Genomic DNA, 17,503 nt, shown 5'->3' with positions numbered 1-17,503 from the left:
GACTAAACTGTAATTATGGCAAACAAATATATATATAAGGATGGGAATTTTTATGAAAGCTATGGTGATACGTCGTTATGGTTCTCCTGAAGTCTTGCAATATGAAGAGGTAGAACAACCAAAAATCAAACCTGATCAGCTATTGGTGAAGGTTCACGCTAGTAGTGTTAACCCCATTGACTGGAAAACCCGCAAAGGGATGATAAGCATTTTGACTGGAAACAAATTTCCCCTGATTCTTGGTTTTGATGTCGCTGGGGAAGTGGTGGCAGTTGGTTCACAGGTGACGCGCTTTAAAGGAGGTGACGCTATTTATGGCAGTACCAGCTTTCCAGGGGGTGCTTATGCAGAGTTCGCTGCCATCCCGGAAAATTTAGCAGTTGCCAAACCCACCAACATGAGTTATCAAGAAGCAGCCACCGTCCCATTAGCAGCGTTAACGGCTCTCCAATCTCTGCGAGACTTGGGAAATATCAAATCAGGTCAAAAGGTATTGATTAATGGTGCTTCGGGCGGTGTAGGGGTGTTTGCGGTGCAAATTGCTAAGGCTTTGGGTGCTGAGGTGACTGGTGTTTGCAGTGCTAAAAATTTGGATTTGGTGAGGTCTTTGAACGCAGATTTAGTTATTGACTATACGCAACAAGACTTTACAAAAGGTAATGTGCAGTACGATATTATTTTTGATGCGGTTGCTAAAAGTTCGTTTTCTAATTGCAGAAAGGTGTTAACGCCAAATGGGGTTTATGTATCTACTTTGCCTATACCGGAGGTCATTTTACAGAGTGTTTTAACAGCGTTTCTTCCTGGTCAAAAGGCGAAAATTGTTTTGGAAAAGCCGAATAGTCAGGATTTGGGTTATTTGAAGGAATTAATTGAGGCTGGGAAGTTACGGACAGTGATTGATCGCACATATCCGTTACAAGAATTAACAGAAGCTCATCGGTATAGTGAGGGTGAAAGGACTGTGGGGAAAATTGCCATTGTAATTACACATTGAGTCAAGTTTCGCGCAGAGGCGCTAAGGAGCAAAGGCGCAAAGTTAGTTTATCTTGCGTCAATGAGAAAATTGCACTAAACTTAGTTTATAAACTAAGCTAAAAAACCGTGGAAACTGTAAATATCCATCAAGCTAAAACAAATCTTTCACGTCTGTTATCCCGTGTAGAACTGGGTGAGGAAATTATCATCTCTAACCGGGGTGTTCCTGTGGCCAAGTTAGTTCCTTTTAGTGTGTCATCTAATAGACGTGACAGTTTAGGGCAAGATAAAGGACTTTTTGTAGTACCAGAAGACTTTAATGCACCCTTACCAGATGATATTTTGGCAGCATTTGAGGGTAGTGAAGAGTGAAATTTTTATTGGATACTCAATGTTGGTTATGGTGGTTTGCCCAACCAGAGCGTTTAAATGAAGAGGCGATCGCACAGATAGCTAATGAAAACAACGAACTATGGCTTTCTGTTGCTAGTGTGTGGGAAATGGGGATAAAAGTGGCAATTGGTAAGTTACCATTACCAGAACCACTAGACGGTTACATTTCTAGTCGCATGGTGCGGTTAGGTGCGAAATATCTGGAAATTACAGCTTCTCATGCACTTAGAACAGCTATTTTACCCTTACATCATCGAGATCCTTTTGATCGAATGTTAATAGCTCAGGCACAAATGGAGGACACGACAATTATTACGGCTGATCCAATGTTTAAAGAATATCAAGATACTACTATTCTTTGGGCTGGTAATAAAAGTTAGGAAAGTTAGAAAATTATATCTAGTACCATTATTGAGTTAACAATTAATGAAGCTATAGAGTTATATCTTGAACCTGAAGTAAAAGCTAGTAACTAGATTATTCAAAAAAGGAAGGCATGAGCAATTATAATATTGAATATTTCCGTCTTTGAGTGTAGAATTAATGAGTTGTACTGTCGAATTTCATGAAGATTTTGAACCTGAATTTGATGCTTTACCAGAGGATGTGCAAAATAAGTTATTTGCCCGTGTTAGTTTACTAGAAACTTTTGGTTTTGAATTAGGGCGGCCTCATGTTGATACTCTCAATGGTTCGCGCCATAGCAATATGAAAGAATTAAGGTTTAAAGCAGCAGATGGTGTTTGGCGTGTGGCCTTTGCATTCGACCCCAGACGGAATGCTATATTATTAGTTGCAGGTGATAAATCAGGTGGAAGTGAAAGTCGTTTTTATAAGCAACTGATCAAAACTGTTGATGCTAGATTTGATGCACATTTAGCTCAACTAAAAAAACAATCAGAAGAAAAGAAAGGATAAAACAATGGGGAAAACTTTCAAGGAAAAATTAGAACAGTTATCACCAGAAAGACGACAAAAAATTGAAGAAGAATCTAAGTTGCTAATTGCTGAAGAAATGGCACGACAACAATTGAGATTAGCACTTAAACTCACTCAGGAACAAATGTCAGAAGTAACTGTTTCTCAAATGGAAAATCGTACTGATTTAATGCTTGCAATTTTGCGAAAGTATATTACTGAGATGGGTGGTGAGTTGCGTCTTGTTGTTGAATTTCCAAACCATCCACCTATTAATATATTAGATATCTCGGAAATTGAAGAATTGGAATCAAAAGCGAGTTAATTTTCATAAAAACTCAAGTTGATTCTTCATATCTTCTGATGCAAGTGTTTCCCAAATTAGAATTAAAGTATTTAATATTTCACCAATTGAACGACGTTTTTGATCACAATATGTAATTCCTGCATGATTTATACCACTACGATGAAGCATGACAAAATCATCATCATGAGTTATCAAGATCCGGTTTTCAGATAAAGCAAAAGTAATTTGTTCTCTATCTGACACACCAATTAATCCTGCTTCTGAAGTTGTAGTCACATTAATTCCTCGACGACGTAAACCTAACGCAATGGCATTACTAACACTTTCATCTAAATGGAACTTAATTTTTTCTGTCATTGCGCTGTTTCAGTTTTTGTTGCAAAATCGAAGGAGTTTGTGCTTGGATTTCTTGGATGAAAGCTTCTGATTCTGATATTTGTTGCCTAATTTCTTCTCGATGATCATGATAATATGCTAACGCTGCATAGACATCGGATAAAGTAATACTAGGATAGTGGTAGAGAATTTCATCAGGTGACATTCCCATTTGTTCATGCCAAATCACAATATCTTGAACTCGAATCCGATGTCCAGCTATCCGGGGTTTTCCTCCACAAATACCAGGAGTGATTTCTATATGTTCTTTGATTATGTTAAGGGACATATCTATGATTTAGAGAATTATGTAAGCCGATTATATCACTATTTTAGTGGAGATGTCTATTATATTTATCGTAGGGGTTTAGCATTGCTAAACCCCTACCCGTCCATTTGTATCATTTCAGCAATTTAAATGAATGTGATTTAGAAAATTATTTAATTTCTTACTTGTTGAAAAGTTTTATAATTTTTACAAACAACCTCTAAACAAATATCGCCTTGCAAATGAAAATAAATTAGTGATTTTAAATTGGTGTTATCTACTTGATTTTGATTGATAAATGGATAGTATTTAGATAAATATTTCTGAATATCATCTTCAATTTTTTTGAGTTCGACTTCTCCTACCCAAAAACAAATATCCTCATCTTGTGTATTTAGAGGTTGGGAAAAAACCAGGTGAATAATGTGGTAAAGTTCAATTGCGACATCATCAGCTTCAGGACCGAAGGTAAAGTCAAGACGTAATCCCAGGGTTTGAGGATTTAAGGAAATACCAACTAAGTCAGCACTTTTTAAATTATCGAGAAAATCTGATAACATAGGATCATTGATGGTAAATGGTGGGTTACTGTGCGTCAATATTATTAGACATCTCCAGAAAAGAAATTATGGAACTTATTTATGGGGGCAGGGCGAAGCATTTGGGATATCTAGATGTCTGATTTTTCCGTTAAATTATCGCCCAAATGCTTCGCCCCTACAATTTATGACAAATTAATACATTCTATTGTGGAGATGTCTATTGTATTTTACTACTTGATTAGCTCAGGTGCCTAACCCACCCTACGATTATTCTGTTTCTTCTCCTGTATTGACTTTTGGCGGTTTCTTATAGGTGAAAGTAAAAGTATCTCCACTTTTAATCACTTGGTTAATTTCACTATAAAAAGGATAGTCACCAATTCCACTCATACAAGCCCAACCTCTCGATCTTGTTAATGCAACAAATAGCTGATTTCGTAAATTAGGATCATTTTCATTTTCTGCAATTTTATCAATTCCAACAACATAAACCATATTAGCCTCATTTCCTTTTGCTCGATGAATACGAGAAATTGTTACACCTCCTTCACACCAAAATTTATCTTGATTTAATGTCCCAGCTTGAAAATTTGGATTTAACTGATTCAGTGTTTTTGCAGCCGCAATGTAAATATTAATTCCTTCTTTCATCAAGAACTTTCCTACTTCTGTTTCCAACTGACCTGCATCTTTCACTGAACCTAAAACGACTATTAAAATATCTCTACTAGATTTTAATCCATCTTGCTCAAGATTATATTTAATTCTTGCGGCTAAAGCTTCTAATTCTTGAGTTCGAGATTCATAGGTTTCAAATTCAAGAACTGGCTTTTCCCATAGTTTAGGAATAGGATTCGGCGAATTTTCTGGAGGACGATGTAAAACAATTTTTTGCTTTTTGGCACAATAAAACAGTCTTACCTGAACCTGCAATTCCCCGTATTCTTTGCGCTCCTGGAGGAATTTCTTTACCAATATGTTCTTGTTGTAAGTCAGTTTCATAAAGCCACTCACCAAGAATTGAAAGAATAGCTGATCTATTTTTAGTATGAGAAAAAGTAGCTATAGAAGGTTTACGAAGTACAGGAGTCCCACTAATAACAGCACGCAATACTTTCCATTGTTCATCATTGATATGATCTCCTGTAACCATTGGTTGTGATTGGTAAATTCTTTCAAAAAAAGCTGTTTTACCCAAATTATTTTTAAATATAATAGGAGGACAATTAGGTAATTGATCAAAACCTTTTTGTTGCCACTCTTCTATGGTAATTTTTGGTAAAGCAACTAAAGCACGTCCTGTAATTTTGCGAAAAATAGTATCTTCTCGATCACAATATCCTAATAATGTTTGTAATGAACGATTAGAACGTTGTGCAGGATTGGAAAGCACTGTACTATCATGTGTAAATTCCCATTGATCACCATTAACAGCTACAACTTGATCAATGCTAATATTTTCTATTTCTATAGAAATTAATCCCAATTCTCGATCAACAATCAGAATGTCTGGTTCTTTTCTGACTTCTCCTACTTTAGAGAATAAGGGATAACGCCAATATCCTATACAATCTCGACTAGAAAAACTGTCTTTAGTGGTTTTCCAAATTTTCTCATGAGTATCATGTTTGTCATTGGATATAGCTTCACTGGTGATAAATTTGCGTTCATTGTCAGTCATGATTACATCTCCTTTATTTTGAGAACTTACCCAATTTAGTCATAGCTATTTTACGTAAAAGCGCATAAATAATTTCAATCAACAGATTTGTGATATTTGATGCACCCTACAATAAATATTTAATGTGAAACTTGCGTAAGTTCTACTTTTTACCCACGCTACACCACCTAACCAACCCTGAAAAGCGGAAAAAAGCGGATCGCAAAAAAATTTACAAAAAAGGACGGAAAAAGACTGATAAGTACGGATAAAGTATGCTAAAATTACCTATGTCGTGTTACATTTCTAAATATGCAGATTCACGAACTACTACAATTAGTGGATGACGCTGTTTATCTCAACACAGGTGAGCATCTGAACGACATACAACGCGCAGTTATTGAAGGTTCGCTCAATCATCACAAGTATGCTGATATTGCTGAAAACTGTGGTTGTAGCGCGGGTCATGCAAAGGATGTAGGTTATGAACTTTTACAATTGTTATCTGATATTTTTGATGAACCAGTGGATAAAAAAAATCTTAAATCTGTTCTGGAACGACAGGGAAATGTAAATATTTCTTTCGGTGAAAAGAGTAAAATTAATCATAGTTTAATTGGCTGTATAAATATTAGTTCTACAAATCCTAAAAATAAATCAGATAAAAATAATTCTATTTATCCTAAATTAAAACAGCGTAAAAATAATAAAACTCAGTCAGAAAAAATTGACAAGTTAAGGTATTTTGGTTTAAATGATGAACAAATTGCAGAAGTGCTAGATTTACCTTTAGAGCTTGTCAAGCAGGTGGAATAGAACATTATTTAATTAGAACAAAATTAAATTAAATCTTCTAAATCATCCACAGTCATAGGTGCTTGAGAAGCATGGCGAACATATAAAACAGATACTATATTTTCTCTAATTGTAAACATCACTCTGTAAATATTTTTAGATTTACCATAAAGCAATTGACGAACTTCTTCTGTAAAAATCTCATGTTCAACTGCCAAAGCACAACGCTGGGGTTTATCTTGTAATGTAGCAATAGCATTCATAAATCCTCGAAACCAGGTATCAGCAAATTCAGGATTACGTTTTCGATACCAACGATATGCTTGCTCAATCTGTTTTTCAGCAATTGGAGTAATTTCAACTTGAAATGTCATATTTCTGTTGCATTTCCTGAATAAAATCTGCAAGAGGACGAGCTTGGCCACTGTTGAGTTCTTCAAAACCCTGCTGAATACCAGCAATAGTTTCCAAATGCTCAATTAATTGGCGTATCTTGCTAGGATCAATTTTACCAGGATCGAGAAAAGTAATGAGAACCTGGGTACTATTATTGACATTTTCGGGAATTTCGGTAAATTCAATCTGTCCGTCTCGATAAATACCTGCGACTGTTTTTAGCATAAGTCTTGTGGTGTTAATCATTTTTTTAATTATACCAAGATTATTAATACATCTGCTAATAAATTATCTTTGCTGAGTCATTGCCATCACATTTGCAACAGTCAATTCTAAAATATTACCCAGGGTGGGAAGTGTATCATTATCGGCATAAATAAGCGGTAATTCTTGATTTTCCCATACCCAAATTTGCTTTCTTTGAATGTCAATTAACCAAGCAAGTTCTGTTTCATTACTCAAGCAATGCAGGATTTTTTGTTGTATATCTAATGTACTTTGATCAGGAGAACGAATTTCAATTAACCAGTCTGGTGAACCTTGTAGGGGTCCATCTTCATCTGTAAAACGTTCACTTTTTACAACCGCAATATCAGGTACAAAAGACATGGGAGGAACAATACACCGCAATTCTTGAATAGCTTCGTAAGCTGTAGTTTGGCTATTGATAGCGTTAACAAGGTTGCGCTGGAGGCGAGAATGAAACAGCGTTGGCATGGGTTTTTGCTGGGCTTTTCCCTGGATAAACTCCCAAGCAGGAGAGGCTTCAATATTGGGTTGTTGAAGAAAATTGTCTAATGAATTGGTGAGGGTTGAAAATTTCATAGTTGCTGTTATTTATTGTTCACATTTTTGGTAATGTCATTCATTTATCTGTTCAATATATTGTTTGGTTTGCGGTGCTGCTAATGTCATAGGGCTAATAACTACTATTTACATAAAAATTAGGCGAATTCGTAAGTCTTGATTATAACACAATATAAAAACCCAAGCTAGGTAAAATTCTATAATCGCTAAATTTTTCTTCCTACCTATTGCTATTTTGTATTCCCCCCTACAGAAAATAAAATCCTAAAACAAAATAAAGAAATCGGTCTTTTGACTACCAAAACTCTACACTAATAATAGTAACAGCAAATACATAAAACCTTAATTTCCTGTCATTAACACAACTTTTCACATCAACTGAGTACAACTTAATATATCTCAAAATATCTTGCCTAAATCGCTCTAACTCTCACAGGCAAATAGATTTAATTGAGTACAAAAAACCTCAAACCCTATCCCATAAATACCCGTACCCCTGTAATAAAAATCTAGTACCCCTACCCCAAGAAAGAATGTAAATTTGTGTTAAATATCTGTTAAATAGGGGTTTAAACCTATTGAGTACAATCTTAATAAATTCAATAAATCTAATCGGTAGCTGGGATTTTCTCTGCTTTCAAGTCACCTGATATAAGCAGAAAAACACAACATGGCTCTTTTAACCAGACAGTACCGATGCAACAGTCTCTAGACAGTCTCAAAACCCAAACTGCAAATACAGACTCGCGGAAAAATCTACTCTCTGGCGATTTTTTAGAGCCATTAATGAGTGATTTTCGCATCATTTTTGAGCGTGATCCAGCCGCACGAAATTGCTTAGAGGTGATCTTTTGTTATCCTGGTTTTCATGCTCTTTGTTTACATCGTCTCGCTCATTGGTTACACATTCGTAAAGTGGGTTTTATTCCCCGTTTAATTTCTCATTGGGGACGATTTTTTACAGGTATTGAAATTCATCCAGGGGCAAAAATTGGTAAAGGTGTATTTATCGATCATGGTATGGGTGTGGTAATTGGTGAAACTGCCATAGTCGGCGATTATACACTCATTTATCAAGGTGTAACTCTCGGTGGAACTGGGAAAGAAAGCGGTAAACGTCATCCCACTTTAGGTAATAACGTCGTTGTGGGTGCAGGTGCGAAAGTTTTGGGAAATATTCAAATTAGCGATCGCGTGCGGATCGGTGCAGGTTCTATCGTTTTACGTGATGTTCCTCCTGATTCTACCGTCGTTGGTATTCCTGGGCGCATTATTTCCCAAAAACAGAAAAAACGCATTTCTCCTTTAGAACATGGAAAATTACCCGATGTGGAAGCAGGAATAATTCGTTCTTTACTTTCCCGCATTGAACAACTTGAACAACAAGTAAAAACTCTCAAAAATCATCAACAAGATGATGTATAGCAATGGAAATATCGGTAGTTCACAAATTGATGATGGAGTTTTCTCGAAAAAAGGGTTTTCCTCCTGACTCCTGACTCCTGCTATATAAGTAAACTGTAAACTTTGCCTATCAACGAGCAGTAATTTATGTCCTTGAATGGTAACTTTTTGGCTTTAGGTGAACAATTTTTGGAAGTTCCTTTGAGCGATCGCTCGGAAATTTTTCACCGCTTGCAAGAGTTAATGATTGTCTGTGCTTGTGAACCAGATGGTTCTTTAAGAGTGCAAATTAATAGCTTCAAAGAAGCAGTGATTGTGCAAAATACCATTATGCAATTTTTAGCTTCTCGTGAGGAATTAGTGGAATGGTTAGAAAGTTGTTGGTACTGCGGTTATAATGGCTAATTCTCAAAACCGATGTGAGTGATACAATTCACGACTTATCTTAGGTTTAATCACCACAATATCAGAAGTAAATTCAAGATGCAACTCTAATTTATCTTCTGTCATAGTCAAAGTTATTGTTCACTCACAATTTCGCTTGCATAATCAAGACAATTAACCTAAGCTTAGGTTTCACTTATTTTTTCCCATCTGCTAAATCTCCAATTTCTCTGACATATTTTCTTCTGTAATGGAGTGAAATTAGCAGGTAAATCTGTGTCTATTTTGATATTTTGAACGTCAACTTATGGTAAACCGTAACAGCGATAAGAAATTATTGCAATTTCTACATAGCGAACTGTCACTTTCAAAAGCTGATATTGCTGTTGCTTTGCGACATCGTGAATTTGATCAAGGTCCCATTCCCATGCTGCTTTGGCAATATGGTTTGATAGATTTACAACAGTTAGAAAAGATTTTTGATTGGTTAGTCGAACAAGGTTAAACAATTGAAAATTGACAATTGACAATTAAACAATATCAGGATCTTCCAGAAATATATATTCTGACTCCTGACTCCTGACTTCTTAATTATGAGGTAAATATTATGATTACGAGTTTAATTGCTGGACTGAGTATTTTGTTACTGACAGGACTTACTAATAGCTATATTAGCTACTGGCTATTTGTAGAACATCCCAAACATGAGCAAAATAAATCTTCCTAAATGATACCGAAATTTAGTTTCCTAACATACAGATGTGGTGTGAGTTATTGAGCAATAATTAAATATTATCAACTGTTTGGAATAACTCCTGTTATTTTTAGCAGTTATCTACAAAAATTAATATTTGCTTTATATCTATGTGGAATGGCCATTGTAGCATTAAAGGACATTAGTAAAAACTAAGAATTCAGGATTCAGGAGTCAGAATATTTGATCAATACTTAGATGATCAAATAGTTTTTTATGGCGTAAACGTCAAAAATCTGACCACTAATAGCTGAACGTTTACAGTAAAAACTTGGCTAGAGGAATGTTTGAGATGAGTCAAATTAGTATTAATGATACTACGTTACGTGACGGGGAACAAGCGGCAGGAGTTGCTTTTAACTTAGAAGAAAAAGTAGCGATCGCCAAATTTCTCGATGCCATTGGTGTACCAGAATTAGAAGTAGGTATACCCGCAATGGGAGAGGAAGAAATTCTTGCTATCAAAGCAATTTCTGAGTTAAATTTAGATACTAAATTACTAGCTTGGAATCGTGCAGTTATCTCAGATATAAAAGCCTCTATTGCCTGTGGAATCAAAAGAATACATATTGCTATTCCCGTTTCTGGTATTCAAATTGCCGCCAAATTTCATGGTCAATGGCGAGTTAGTTTACAAAGACTAAAAGACTGTATTAACTTTGCTCTAGATCATGATTTATGGGTAGCAGTAGGGGGAGAAGATTCTTCCAGAGCAGATGAAAATTTTCTCGAAGATGTAGCTTTATATGCTCAAGAATGGGGTGCATCTAGATTTCGTTTTTGTGATACAGTGGGAATCCTTGAACCTTTTAAAACTCACCTCAAAGTTAAACGATTAGTATCTACTTTATCAATTCCCGTAGAAATTCACACCCATAATGATTTTGGTTTAGCAACTGCTAATGCTATTGCGGGAATTAGAGCCGGCGCACTTTCTGTCAATACCACCGTGAATGGTTTAGGAGAAAGAGCAGGAAATGCAGCTTTAGAAGAAGTTGTTATGGCTTTAAAACATATCTACAATGTTGACTTGGGAATTGATACAAAAAATTTCTTAAAACTATCTCAATTAGTTGCTAATGCTGCCGGTGCAAACGTGCCACCTTGGAAAGCAATTGTCGGTGAAAATACCTTTGCTCACGAGTCAGGAATTCATGCTGATGGTGTCATCAAAAACCCAGAAACCTATGAACCATTTGCACCAGAAGCAGTAGGTTGGGAACGTCGTTTAGTCATCGGTAAACATTCTGGAAGGCATTTATTATCTAACTTATTAGCACAGCATGGGATATTTTTGAATGACGAAGAAACCCAAGCTGTTTTAAATGCAGTCCGCCATGAATCAACCATCAAAAAACGCAATCTTTCTCCAGAAGAATTGTTGAATTTAGTACAAGAACAGAGGTATTTTCATGCAGCGAGATGAGATAGAACTAAATGATCCACCAGTGTTTGAAATTGGTGAAAAAGTCCGAGTTAAGAAACTCATCAAAAATGATGGTACTTTTCCAGGGCGAGAAATTGGGGAAGTTTTAGCCAAAATTGGAGATGTTGGTTATGTGGCAAGTATAGGAACTTTTTTACAAGCTTACTATATTTATGCAGTACATTTTTTAGATACAGGGTACATCATCGGTTGTCGCAAAAGAGAACTAGAATCTGCTGAGGAAAAATCACATGAAAGTCATGCTACGGACGAATGATGCTGGAACTTTGGTTGTCTATGTCGCTAAGAAAGACTTAGAAGAAGAAGTTGTGAAACAAACAGACAGTGATGCAGGTAAAGTTCTCACTTTAGCTAATGGTTGGGAATTAGAATTTAGTGAAATTCCTACTCAAGAAAGTTTACCTCAAACTTTAGAAGCTAAACGTCTGTCCTAAAGTTATCTCAGGATTTTATCTCAGGATTTTATCTCAGAATTTAGCTATCAGCATTCAGTTATCAGCTAATACTTAAAAGCTGAAACACAAAGAATCAGAATTAATGAAGAAGAATATGTAATTTTCTCACAATTCATACTTCTGAATTTTCCCTATTGCTGTTCTTCGCTGAATGTTGATAGCTAATATTATTTTCTGTCATTTTCTCTCGTCATGGTTATCAATATGGGTGAAAAATATCTCACATTATCTGAAATGAATCTGGAAGGACAGTTTTTAGGTTTTGTTGGTAACAAACCCGAAAAATATAAACATTTGCGTTTAGCTATTCCTGGGGGAACTTTAAAAATTAAAATTCCCCAAGATTTACTTTGTTCCTTGGTTGCTAATTTAGTACCTGGTGAACAAGTTATCATTCATGCTATTAGTAAATTAAATCCACGTACCAGTAAACTTAAACTTATTGCTTATCGAGTTCAACAAGTTGGTTTTTGTCCTATTCATCATCAACTATCAGAAAATACAGCTAAAATTATGGTTTGTCAAAAATCAGGCTGTGTGAAACGAGGTGGTAAAGGTTTATTGTCAGAATTAGAAAAAACTTTGTGCGATCGCGGTTTACTGCATAAAGTCAAAATTGAACACACCGACTGTCAAAAACGTTGTAGTAGCGCCCCTAATTGTGTTTTAATGTTGGGTAAAAAACAATATAATAAAATTCATCCAGAGGCGATCGCATCTTTGCTAGAAAATCATTTAACTTAATAGACCTCTCCAAAATAGAATGTATTAATTTGTCATAATTTGTCATAAGTTGTCATAAGTTGTAGGGGCGAAGCTTATGGGCGATAATTTAACGGAAAAATCAGACATCTAGATATCCCATAAGCTTAGACCTGCCCCCATAAATAAGTTCCATAATTTCTTTTCTGGAGATGTCTAATAGGCATCTGGTGGTAATGAATGTAGGGACAATTCATGAATTGTCCCTACCAAAGGTTTCAGGTTATGCTTATTTAATTTTCGGAGATATGTGAGATAAGCTGTTGTGCATTTAATTTGTATAAGTGGAACAGGCATCTTGCCTGTTAAACAAGAGTTCAGAATATTAGAATTATACAATTAGGACTTACGCAAGATGTGACTAAAAACCTTATTCTTGCGTAGGGGTAATTCATGAATTACCCCTACTTTCGTTCCCTTTTGCGTAAGTCCTGACAATTTAGCTGTGTAACAGCTTATCTAATGATAAATTAACAAATTTCCTAACAACGTATTAATTCTTATTAATCCTTGTTAATATTGTAACTTTTAATTACATTTTTCTGTTCAAAAGTTAAGAGTTTTTAATCTTCAGGCAGTTGACAGAAAACCTAAAAAAAAACTGATAAACAAAGTAAATATAACAAAATAGCAGATTTACAAGCAAAAAATATGTATTTTATCCCAATAAATCTTTGATAAAAAAGATATCTCGTAAATCCTGACTATTATCTTACCAAAATAGCACTATAAACAAAATAGTAATTAACTTGTTAAAAATATTGATCCTCACTCAGCCTGAGTAAATTTAAAAATATCAGCACTGGTAAAAGTTTGGTTTTTAGCAAAAAAATGCTATAACAGTGACACGAAACAAATGTATAAAAGTGTGAGGAGTACAACTTTGACTACACGCAAATTCGCCAACATCATCTCAGCCAAATGGATGCAGTTTTTAAGCATCAATCTATTAGGATGCCTTTTACTATCTACATCTGCCGGCATAAAACCCGCGTCTGCGGTTGATAACTCAGTTCCTGCTACTGTCAGCAACGAACTAGAAACCCAGCTAGAAAAAGTATCCAGCCAAAATTTCAGCCAAGAATCTCAAGATACAAAATCTCAAGATACAAAATCTCAAGATACAGTTATTGAAAACAATCAACCGCTGAAGTTTTCCCCAGCACCCGAAACTATCTCACAGCTAGATTTCTCTACCAGCCTCGGTGATACCTTTCAACCAGCAAATCAAAACTCTTCTGTTAAAAAGTCTTCTCTTCAGCCCAAACCACCTCAAACCATCGCTCAAGTAGATCCCTCTGCTGGTACAACTGTAGGTGATACTTTTTCAGAAGCAAATAGACTACGCCAGGAACTACTGATTGATCCCATTATCCAAATCGCTGAACCCCTCAAAGCTGCTCCTGGTTCCAGTGCCGGTACACCCACTGCCTATGGTGCAGGTTGGGGACAAGCTTTTATTGGTGGTGGACTATTCTTTCCTTTTGATGGCAAAGTAGATGGTTCTATGTCTGTCGGTTTTGGTTTAGGAAACCCAGTCAAATCAGCAGGTCTAGAAGTCGCCTTCAATATTATCAGTCTCGGTGGTCAAAATAACTTCTTTGGAGACTTTGCTGATAGTGGCACCGTAGGCTTAAAACTACACAGAATCCTGTCCAGGGATACAGCCGTAGCCGTTGGTTGGTCAAATGCCATTAAATGGGGAGAAGCAGATATTCCCCAAGAGACTATTTATGGTGTAGTTAGCCAGAGATTTGACGCACTCTCTGTTTCTTTGGGTGTTGGTAGTGGCAGCTTCAGATCCAAAGGTGCTAGAAATGCCGGTGAGAATGATCCTAACTTATTTGCCAGCATAGGTTATAGAGTCACACCACAAGCATCCCTCGTTAGTAGTTGGACTGGAAGTGGTCTTAACTTAGGTGCTTCTTTTGTTCCCTTCAAACAAAGTCCTATGGTGATCAATGCTATCTTTACCGATGTCACTGACAACCTTAATAGTTCTGGATTTAGTTTAAGTGCAGGTTATAGTCTTCAGTTCTAAAATTTGTTTTTTCCACTACGGCAATTTCACCTAAAAAGGGCAAAACCATGATTAAACAAAAATTGACCCTCACCTTGGGTTTAATCTCTATACTATTAGGTGCTTTGGCTGCTTCCTCCAAACCAGCATTAGCTGGGCAGGCACCACCTCCAGGAAATGATATACCCGCTCTGATTGGGGATACTCAGGCAGTTCTTCAAATTTTGCAAGGAGGAACACCAACAATAACAGGTATTTCTGTTACTTCTGCTGATGGTGGTAATGTCATTATTATTAATGACCCCCAAATTCAGAATAACTTGATTGCTGCTGCCGCTGCAGTAATCTCTACAAGCACCACACCTGAGTCTCAAGCTATTGTTAGCTTATTCTCAGGTGTCACTACTGATAATCTACCTACTGTTAATGTTTCCGGAGTTCCTGCACCATTGGCCTCTGCATTAATCTCTGCCGTGAATAATCTCATTGTTCGAGATTCAAGTGGTGCGGTCATCAGTGTAGATATCAATAATTTAGAGACAGCTATTACAGCCTACAATAATCTTGTCCTGGGTACTGCTCCAAATGATCTCCAAGCATTATCACAAGATCCAAATTTCAGAGAAATTCGTAATGCTCTCGAAACCCTTAGAGGCTCTTTAAATTAAAGAAGCAATTAGTCAGAAATGAAACCCAGTATCTACACAATCAAAATCTAAAAGATTGTCATAGAAAGCTGGCAATAATGATCTCCTGACTCATTGAACTCTTGACTCCTAGAACTCCTCAATATAAGTTGTGCATCACCCTTGTAGAGACGTTGCAAGCAACGTCTCTATATATATGACCGGAGATGTCTATTTAGGGCTTGCTGAAAAAGTCCTTTCGTGAAGATTAAGGAGTTTATCATTAATATCTGTACCTCATAATAACGGAAACTGCTGTAATTAGGGTTTGCTGACCTGTCACCTGTCACCTGTCACCTAGCTTTCACAGATAACTTTTTCAGCAAAGCCTAATTAATTCATAAAATTATGGCATATTTACAATATAAATATCTCCCGACTTTTAATAAAAATTTCGCTATTGCTTGTTTTTACAGTCGGGAGACGGTTAACCAGATATACTTTCTATTAAGTGCCAATTGCGACTATGTTCAATCTGCTGTCGGACAAAATCAAAGACTTGTCGGCAATGATTGTCCAATTTAAGTGGTAGTTCCTCATTTTTGATCACAATATTCATGCGGGTTTCCTCGTCCGTAGCAGTGGATTTATCAATCAATACTTCCACTGTCACTAACCTGGAAAATGATACATTTCCGGGAATTTCACGAGCCATAATGTAATCTGGTGTGTAGTATTGAATTTCCAAATCACAATACTGTAGTAGCTCTATCAGCAATGGTTGTAGATAGTCGCTGGCAACAGAAACAAGAAAAGAACAGGTATAGCGAGCCATAATAGCCCCATTTTGGTAACAATCTGTCCATCTTATAATAATTTAAGTTGCCAGTTATCAAAATCTCAGGGCTAAGGGGTAGGGGCAAACCCCCCGTGGTTGCCCCAGGAGGCAGTTGTTTAATGTAGGGACAATTCATGAATTGTCCCTACGATAATTTTCACTGCTAGGTCTAATTACCCATTACCTATTCTGCAATCATCATCTATGCAATACGCTGATTGATAAGTATTCGCACGTTTACCAAACACGGTATAGCGATTATCTCTGATTTGTTCATAAAATCTATCTCCTGCCCATTTCATACCCGGTAAGGCGCGATAAGCTTCCACAAATACACTACCTAGCGGTAATAGTCGCCCAATTTCTTCCGCTGCATTGCTACCTTGCCAACGTTTTGATGGACTTTGAGCATCTATTAAAATCATACCCTGTTCACAATCTTGGGCAGTAATTCCCCATTGGGATAATACCTTTTCATCTTGCATGGGGATGTAGCGAAACAGCTTTCCTTGGTCTAGATTTTCTAATAATTGCACTAAAGTAACACAGAGATTGCAATTGCCATCATAAATCACGTAGTAATTCATATTAGACTTGTCCAGAAAAGAAATTATGGAACTTATTTATGGGGGCTGGTCGAAGCTTATGGGATATCTAGATGTCTGATTTTTCCGTCAAATTATCGCCCATAAGCTTCGCCCCTACAACTGGGGAGGTCAGGAGGTGGGGAGATAGGGAGAAAAATTAATTCTGACTCCTGACTCCTGTACGGGCGAAGTAGGGGCGAAGCATTCGGAAAATAACCTGTGATAAAAATTGATAATTAGTTGCCCGAATGCTTCGCCCTTACAGGAAAATAGACTATTCATAAAATTGATAATTTGTTGCCCGAATGCTTCGCCCCTACGATTTTATTCTGGTAAGTCAATCAAAATATTGCCATCTTCCACACGGAGAGGAAATACTGGCAGGGTTTTGGCTGCGGATACCATTGATAGTAATTTACCAACTCCGGGTGGCCAAGGACACCAAGTTTTTACTTCTCCAGTATTTAGGTCAAAGGCACTACGATGGAAAGAACAAACAATAGCTCCGTCTTGAATTTTACCGGATTTCATAGGTAATTTGAGGTGAGGACAGCTATTTTCCACGGCATAAAGCTGATTTTCGTGGTTTAACACTAAAATATTTCTGTTTCCTACTTTTACCACTTCTCGCGCCCCAGGGGATAGGGCGTTAACTTCGAGAATTTTTGTCCAGGCCATTGTGTTCTCCGTTTTTTTTCTTTTTCGATAGCTGTTTTTAGTTTCTCGCAATTGTGCCATTTGCGATCGCCATCATAGGGGACTGGTGACTGGGGACTGGGGACTGGGG

General features: G+C 36.7%; 26 protein-coding genes. 15 read left to right on the top strand and 11 right to left on the bottom strand.

Annotated features, from left to right (window positions below; genetic code table 11):
- Positions 1 to 52 precede the first annotated feature (52 nt).
- The 5 genes from PN497_RS19775 (at position 53) to PN497_RS19755 (ending at position 2,614) form a co-directional block, all read left to right on the top strand.
- Positions 53 to 997, top strand: coding sequence for an NAD(P)-dependent alcohol dehydrogenase (locus PN497_RS19775; protein WP_096572701.1), 945 nt, complete (start codon positions 53 to 55; stop codon positions 995 to 997).
- Between the two features lie 107 nt (positions 998 to 1,104).
- On the top strand, positions 1,105 to 1,350 hold the full coding sequence (locus PN497_RS19770; RefSeq protein ID WP_096568597.1) for a type II toxin-antitoxin system Phd/YefM family antitoxin: 246 nt from the start codon (positions 1,105 to 1,107) through the stop codon (positions 1,348 to 1,350).
- Complete coding sequence (locus tag PN497_RS19765) at positions 1,347 to 1,751, top strand: type II toxin-antitoxin system VapC family toxin (RefSeq protein WP_096568600.1); 405 nt, start codon at positions 1,347 to 1,349, stop codon at positions 1,749 to 1,751. The genes PN497_RS19770 and PN497_RS19765 overlap by 4 nt, the downstream gene beginning before the upstream one ends.
- Positions 1,752 to 1,914: 163 nt before the next feature.
- The gene (locus PN497_RS19760; protein ID WP_096568603.1) at positions 1,915 to 2,289 is read left to right on the top strand and encodes a type II toxin-antitoxin system RelE/ParE family toxin; all 375 of its coding nucleotides are present in this window, start codon (positions 1,915 to 1,917) and stop codon (positions 2,287 to 2,289) included.
- A 4-nt stretch (positions 2,290 to 2,293) separates the two neighbouring features.
- Positions 2,294 to 2,614: a transcriptional regulator gene (locus PN497_RS19755; RefSeq protein ID WP_096568606.1), complete on the top strand. Its 321-nt coding sequence runs from the start codon at positions 2,294 to 2,296 to the stop codon at positions 2,612 to 2,614.
- A gap of 3 nt (positions 2,615 to 2,617) precedes the next feature.
- On the opposite strand, the gene PN497_RS19750 is transcribed toward PN497_RS19755, so the two are convergent.
- The 5 genes from PN497_RS19750 to PN497_RS19730 all read right to left on the bottom strand — a co-directional run bounded on the left by PN497_RS19750 (position 2,618) and on the right by PN497_RS19730 (position 5,462).
- The gene (locus PN497_RS19750; protein ID WP_096568609.1) at positions 2,618 to 2,953 is read right to left on the bottom strand and encodes a DUF5615 family PIN-like protein; all 336 of its coding nucleotides are present in this window, start codon (positions 2,951 to 2,953) and stop codon (positions 2,618 to 2,620) included.
- On the bottom strand, positions 2,937 to 3,260 hold the full coding sequence (locus PN497_RS19745; RefSeq protein ID WP_096568612.1) for a DUF433 domain-containing protein: 324 nt from the start codon (positions 3,258 to 3,260) through the stop codon (positions 2,937 to 2,939). Before PN497_RS19745 ends, PN497_RS19750 begins: the two co-directional genes overlap by 17 nt.
- A 152-nt stretch (positions 3,261 to 3,412) precedes the next feature.
- A complete protein-coding gene (locus tag PN497_RS19740; RefSeq protein ID WP_272110778.1) occupies positions 3,413 to 3,838 on the bottom strand; it encodes a hypothetical protein in 426 nt (141 codons plus the stop codon).
- A gap of 210 nt (positions 3,839 to 4,048) precedes the next feature.
- On the bottom strand, positions 4,049 to 4,714 hold the full coding sequence (locus PN497_RS19735) for an ATP-binding domain-containing protein (RefSeq protein WP_272110777.1): 666 nt from the start codon (positions 4,712 to 4,714) through the stop codon (positions 4,049 to 4,051).
- Positions 4,623 to 5,462 (bottom strand): DEAD/DEAH box helicase, encoded by an 840-nt coding sequence (locus tag PN497_RS19730; protein ID WP_272110776.1) that lies wholly within the window; start codon positions 5,460 to 5,462, stop codon positions 4,623 to 4,625. Before PN497_RS19730 ends, PN497_RS19735 begins: the two co-directional genes overlap by 92 nt.
- Before the next feature lie 291 nt (positions 5,463 to 5,753).
- Between PN497_RS19730 and PN497_RS19725 the strand changes: the two genes are divergently transcribed.
- The gene (locus PN497_RS19725; protein WP_096568618.1) at positions 5,754 to 6,257 is read left to right on the top strand and encodes a hypothetical protein; all 504 of its coding nucleotides are present in this window, start codon (positions 5,754 to 5,756) and stop codon (positions 6,255 to 6,257) included.
- Between the two features lie 23 nt (positions 6,258 to 6,280).
- Here PN497_RS19725 and PN497_RS19720 read toward each other — a convergent pair whose 3' ends face one another.
- The 3 genes from PN497_RS19720 to PN497_RS19710 form a co-directional block, all read right to left on the bottom strand.
- Positions 6,281 to 6,610, bottom strand: coding sequence for a type II toxin-antitoxin system RelE/ParE family toxin (locus tag PN497_RS19720; protein WP_096568620.1), 330 nt, complete (start codon positions 6,608 to 6,610; stop codon positions 6,281 to 6,283).
- Positions 6,594 to 6,857 (bottom strand): hypothetical protein, encoded by a 264-nt coding sequence (locus tag PN497_RS19715; RefSeq protein WP_096572702.1) that lies wholly within the window; start codon positions 6,855 to 6,857, stop codon positions 6,594 to 6,596. Before PN497_RS19715 ends, PN497_RS19720 begins: the two co-directional genes overlap by 17 nt.
- A gap of 63 nt (positions 6,858 to 6,920) precedes the next feature.
- A complete protein-coding gene (locus tag PN497_RS19710) occupies positions 6,921 to 7,457 on the bottom strand; it encodes a Uma2 family endonuclease (RefSeq protein WP_096568622.1) in 537 nt (178 codons plus the stop codon).
- Between the two features lie 678 nt (positions 7,458 to 8,135).
- Here PN497_RS19710 and cysE point away from each other — a divergent pair.
- From cysE to PN497_RS19665, 9 genes are all read left to right on the top strand, one after another.
- Positions 8,136 to 8,864 (top strand): serine O-acetyltransferase, encoded by a 729-nt coding sequence (gene cysE, locus PN497_RS19705; RefSeq protein WP_096568625.1) that lies wholly within the window; start codon positions 8,136 to 8,138, stop codon positions 8,862 to 8,864.
- 126 nt (positions 8,865 to 8,990) lie between these two features.
- Complete coding sequence (locus PN497_RS19700; protein WP_096568628.1) at positions 8,991 to 9,248, top strand: Asr1405/Asl0597 family protein; 258 nt, start codon at positions 8,991 to 8,993, stop codon at positions 9,246 to 9,248.
- A gap of 286 nt (positions 9,249 to 9,534) precedes the next feature.
- Entirely contained in the window at positions 9,535 to 9,732 is a 198-nt protein-coding gene (locus tag PN497_RS19695; RefSeq protein WP_096568631.1) for a DUF2949 domain-containing protein, read from the top strand.
- A gap of 541 nt (positions 9,733 to 10,273) precedes the next feature.
- Positions 10,274 to 11,407 carry a homocitrate synthase gene (gene nifV, locus PN497_RS19690; protein ID WP_096572703.1) on the top strand — a complete coding sequence of 378 codons (1,134 nt, stop codon included), beginning with the start codon at positions 10,274 to 10,276 and terminating at the stop codon, positions 11,405 to 11,407.
- Positions 11,394 to 11,684: a nitrogen fixation protein NifZ gene (locus tag PN497_RS19685; RefSeq protein WP_096568634.1), complete on the top strand. Its 291-nt coding sequence runs from the start codon at positions 11,394 to 11,396 to the stop codon at positions 11,682 to 11,684. The genes nifV and PN497_RS19685 overlap by 14 nt, the downstream gene beginning before the upstream one ends.
- Entirely contained in the window at positions 11,659 to 11,862 is a 204-nt protein-coding gene (nifT, locus tag PN497_RS19680) for a putative nitrogen fixation protein NifT (protein WP_096568637.1), read from the top strand. Before PN497_RS19685 ends, nifT begins: the two co-directional genes overlap by 26 nt.
- Before the next feature lie 225 nt (positions 11,863 to 12,087).
- Positions 12,088 to 12,627: a (2Fe-2S) ferredoxin domain-containing protein gene (locus PN497_RS19675; protein WP_096572704.1), complete on the top strand. Its 540-nt coding sequence runs from the start codon at positions 12,088 to 12,090 to the stop codon at positions 12,625 to 12,627.
- Positions 12,628 to 13,528: 901 nt separating this feature from the next.
- Positions 13,529 to 14,686 (top strand): hypothetical protein, encoded by a 1,158-nt coding sequence (locus PN497_RS19670; RefSeq protein WP_272110775.1) that lies wholly within the window; start codon positions 13,529 to 13,531, stop codon positions 14,684 to 14,686.
- A 47-nt stretch (positions 14,687 to 14,733) separates the two neighbouring features.
- The gene (locus tag PN497_RS19665) at positions 14,734 to 15,333 is read left to right on the top strand and encodes a hypothetical protein (protein WP_096568643.1); all 600 of its coding nucleotides are present in this window, start codon (positions 14,734 to 14,736) and stop codon (positions 15,331 to 15,333) included.
- Between the two features lie 445 nt (positions 15,334 to 15,778).
- On the opposite strand, the gene PN497_RS19660 is transcribed toward PN497_RS19665, so the two are convergent.
- The 3 genes from PN497_RS19660 to PN497_RS19650 form a co-directional block, all read right to left on the bottom strand.
- The gene (locus PN497_RS19660) at positions 15,779 to 16,126 is read right to left on the bottom strand and encodes a hypothetical protein (protein WP_096568646.1); all 348 of its coding nucleotides are present in this window, start codon (positions 16,124 to 16,126) and stop codon (positions 15,779 to 15,781) included.
- Positions 16,127 to 16,302: 176 nt separating this feature from the next.
- Entirely contained in the window at positions 16,303 to 16,716 is a 414-nt protein-coding gene (locus tag PN497_RS19655; RefSeq protein WP_096568648.1) for a thiol-disulfide oxidoreductase DCC family protein, read from the bottom strand.
- Between the two features lie 324 nt (positions 16,717 to 17,040).
- A complete protein-coding gene (locus PN497_RS19650) occupies positions 17,041 to 17,394 on the bottom strand; it encodes a Rieske (2Fe-2S) protein (RefSeq protein WP_096572705.1) in 354 nt (117 codons plus the stop codon).
- Between the last annotated feature and the right edge of the window lie 109 nt (positions 17,395 to 17,503).

It is taken from the genome of Sphaerospermopsis kisseleviana CS-549 (genome assembly GCF_028329225.1).
Classification (GTDB): domain Bacteria; phylum Cyanobacteriota; class Cyanobacteriia; order Cyanobacteriales; family Nostocaceae; genus Sphaerospermopsis; species Sphaerospermopsis kisseleviana.
Note: the sequence above shows the minus strand (reverse complement) of the source record. Positions and strands in the feature narration are given on the sequence as shown.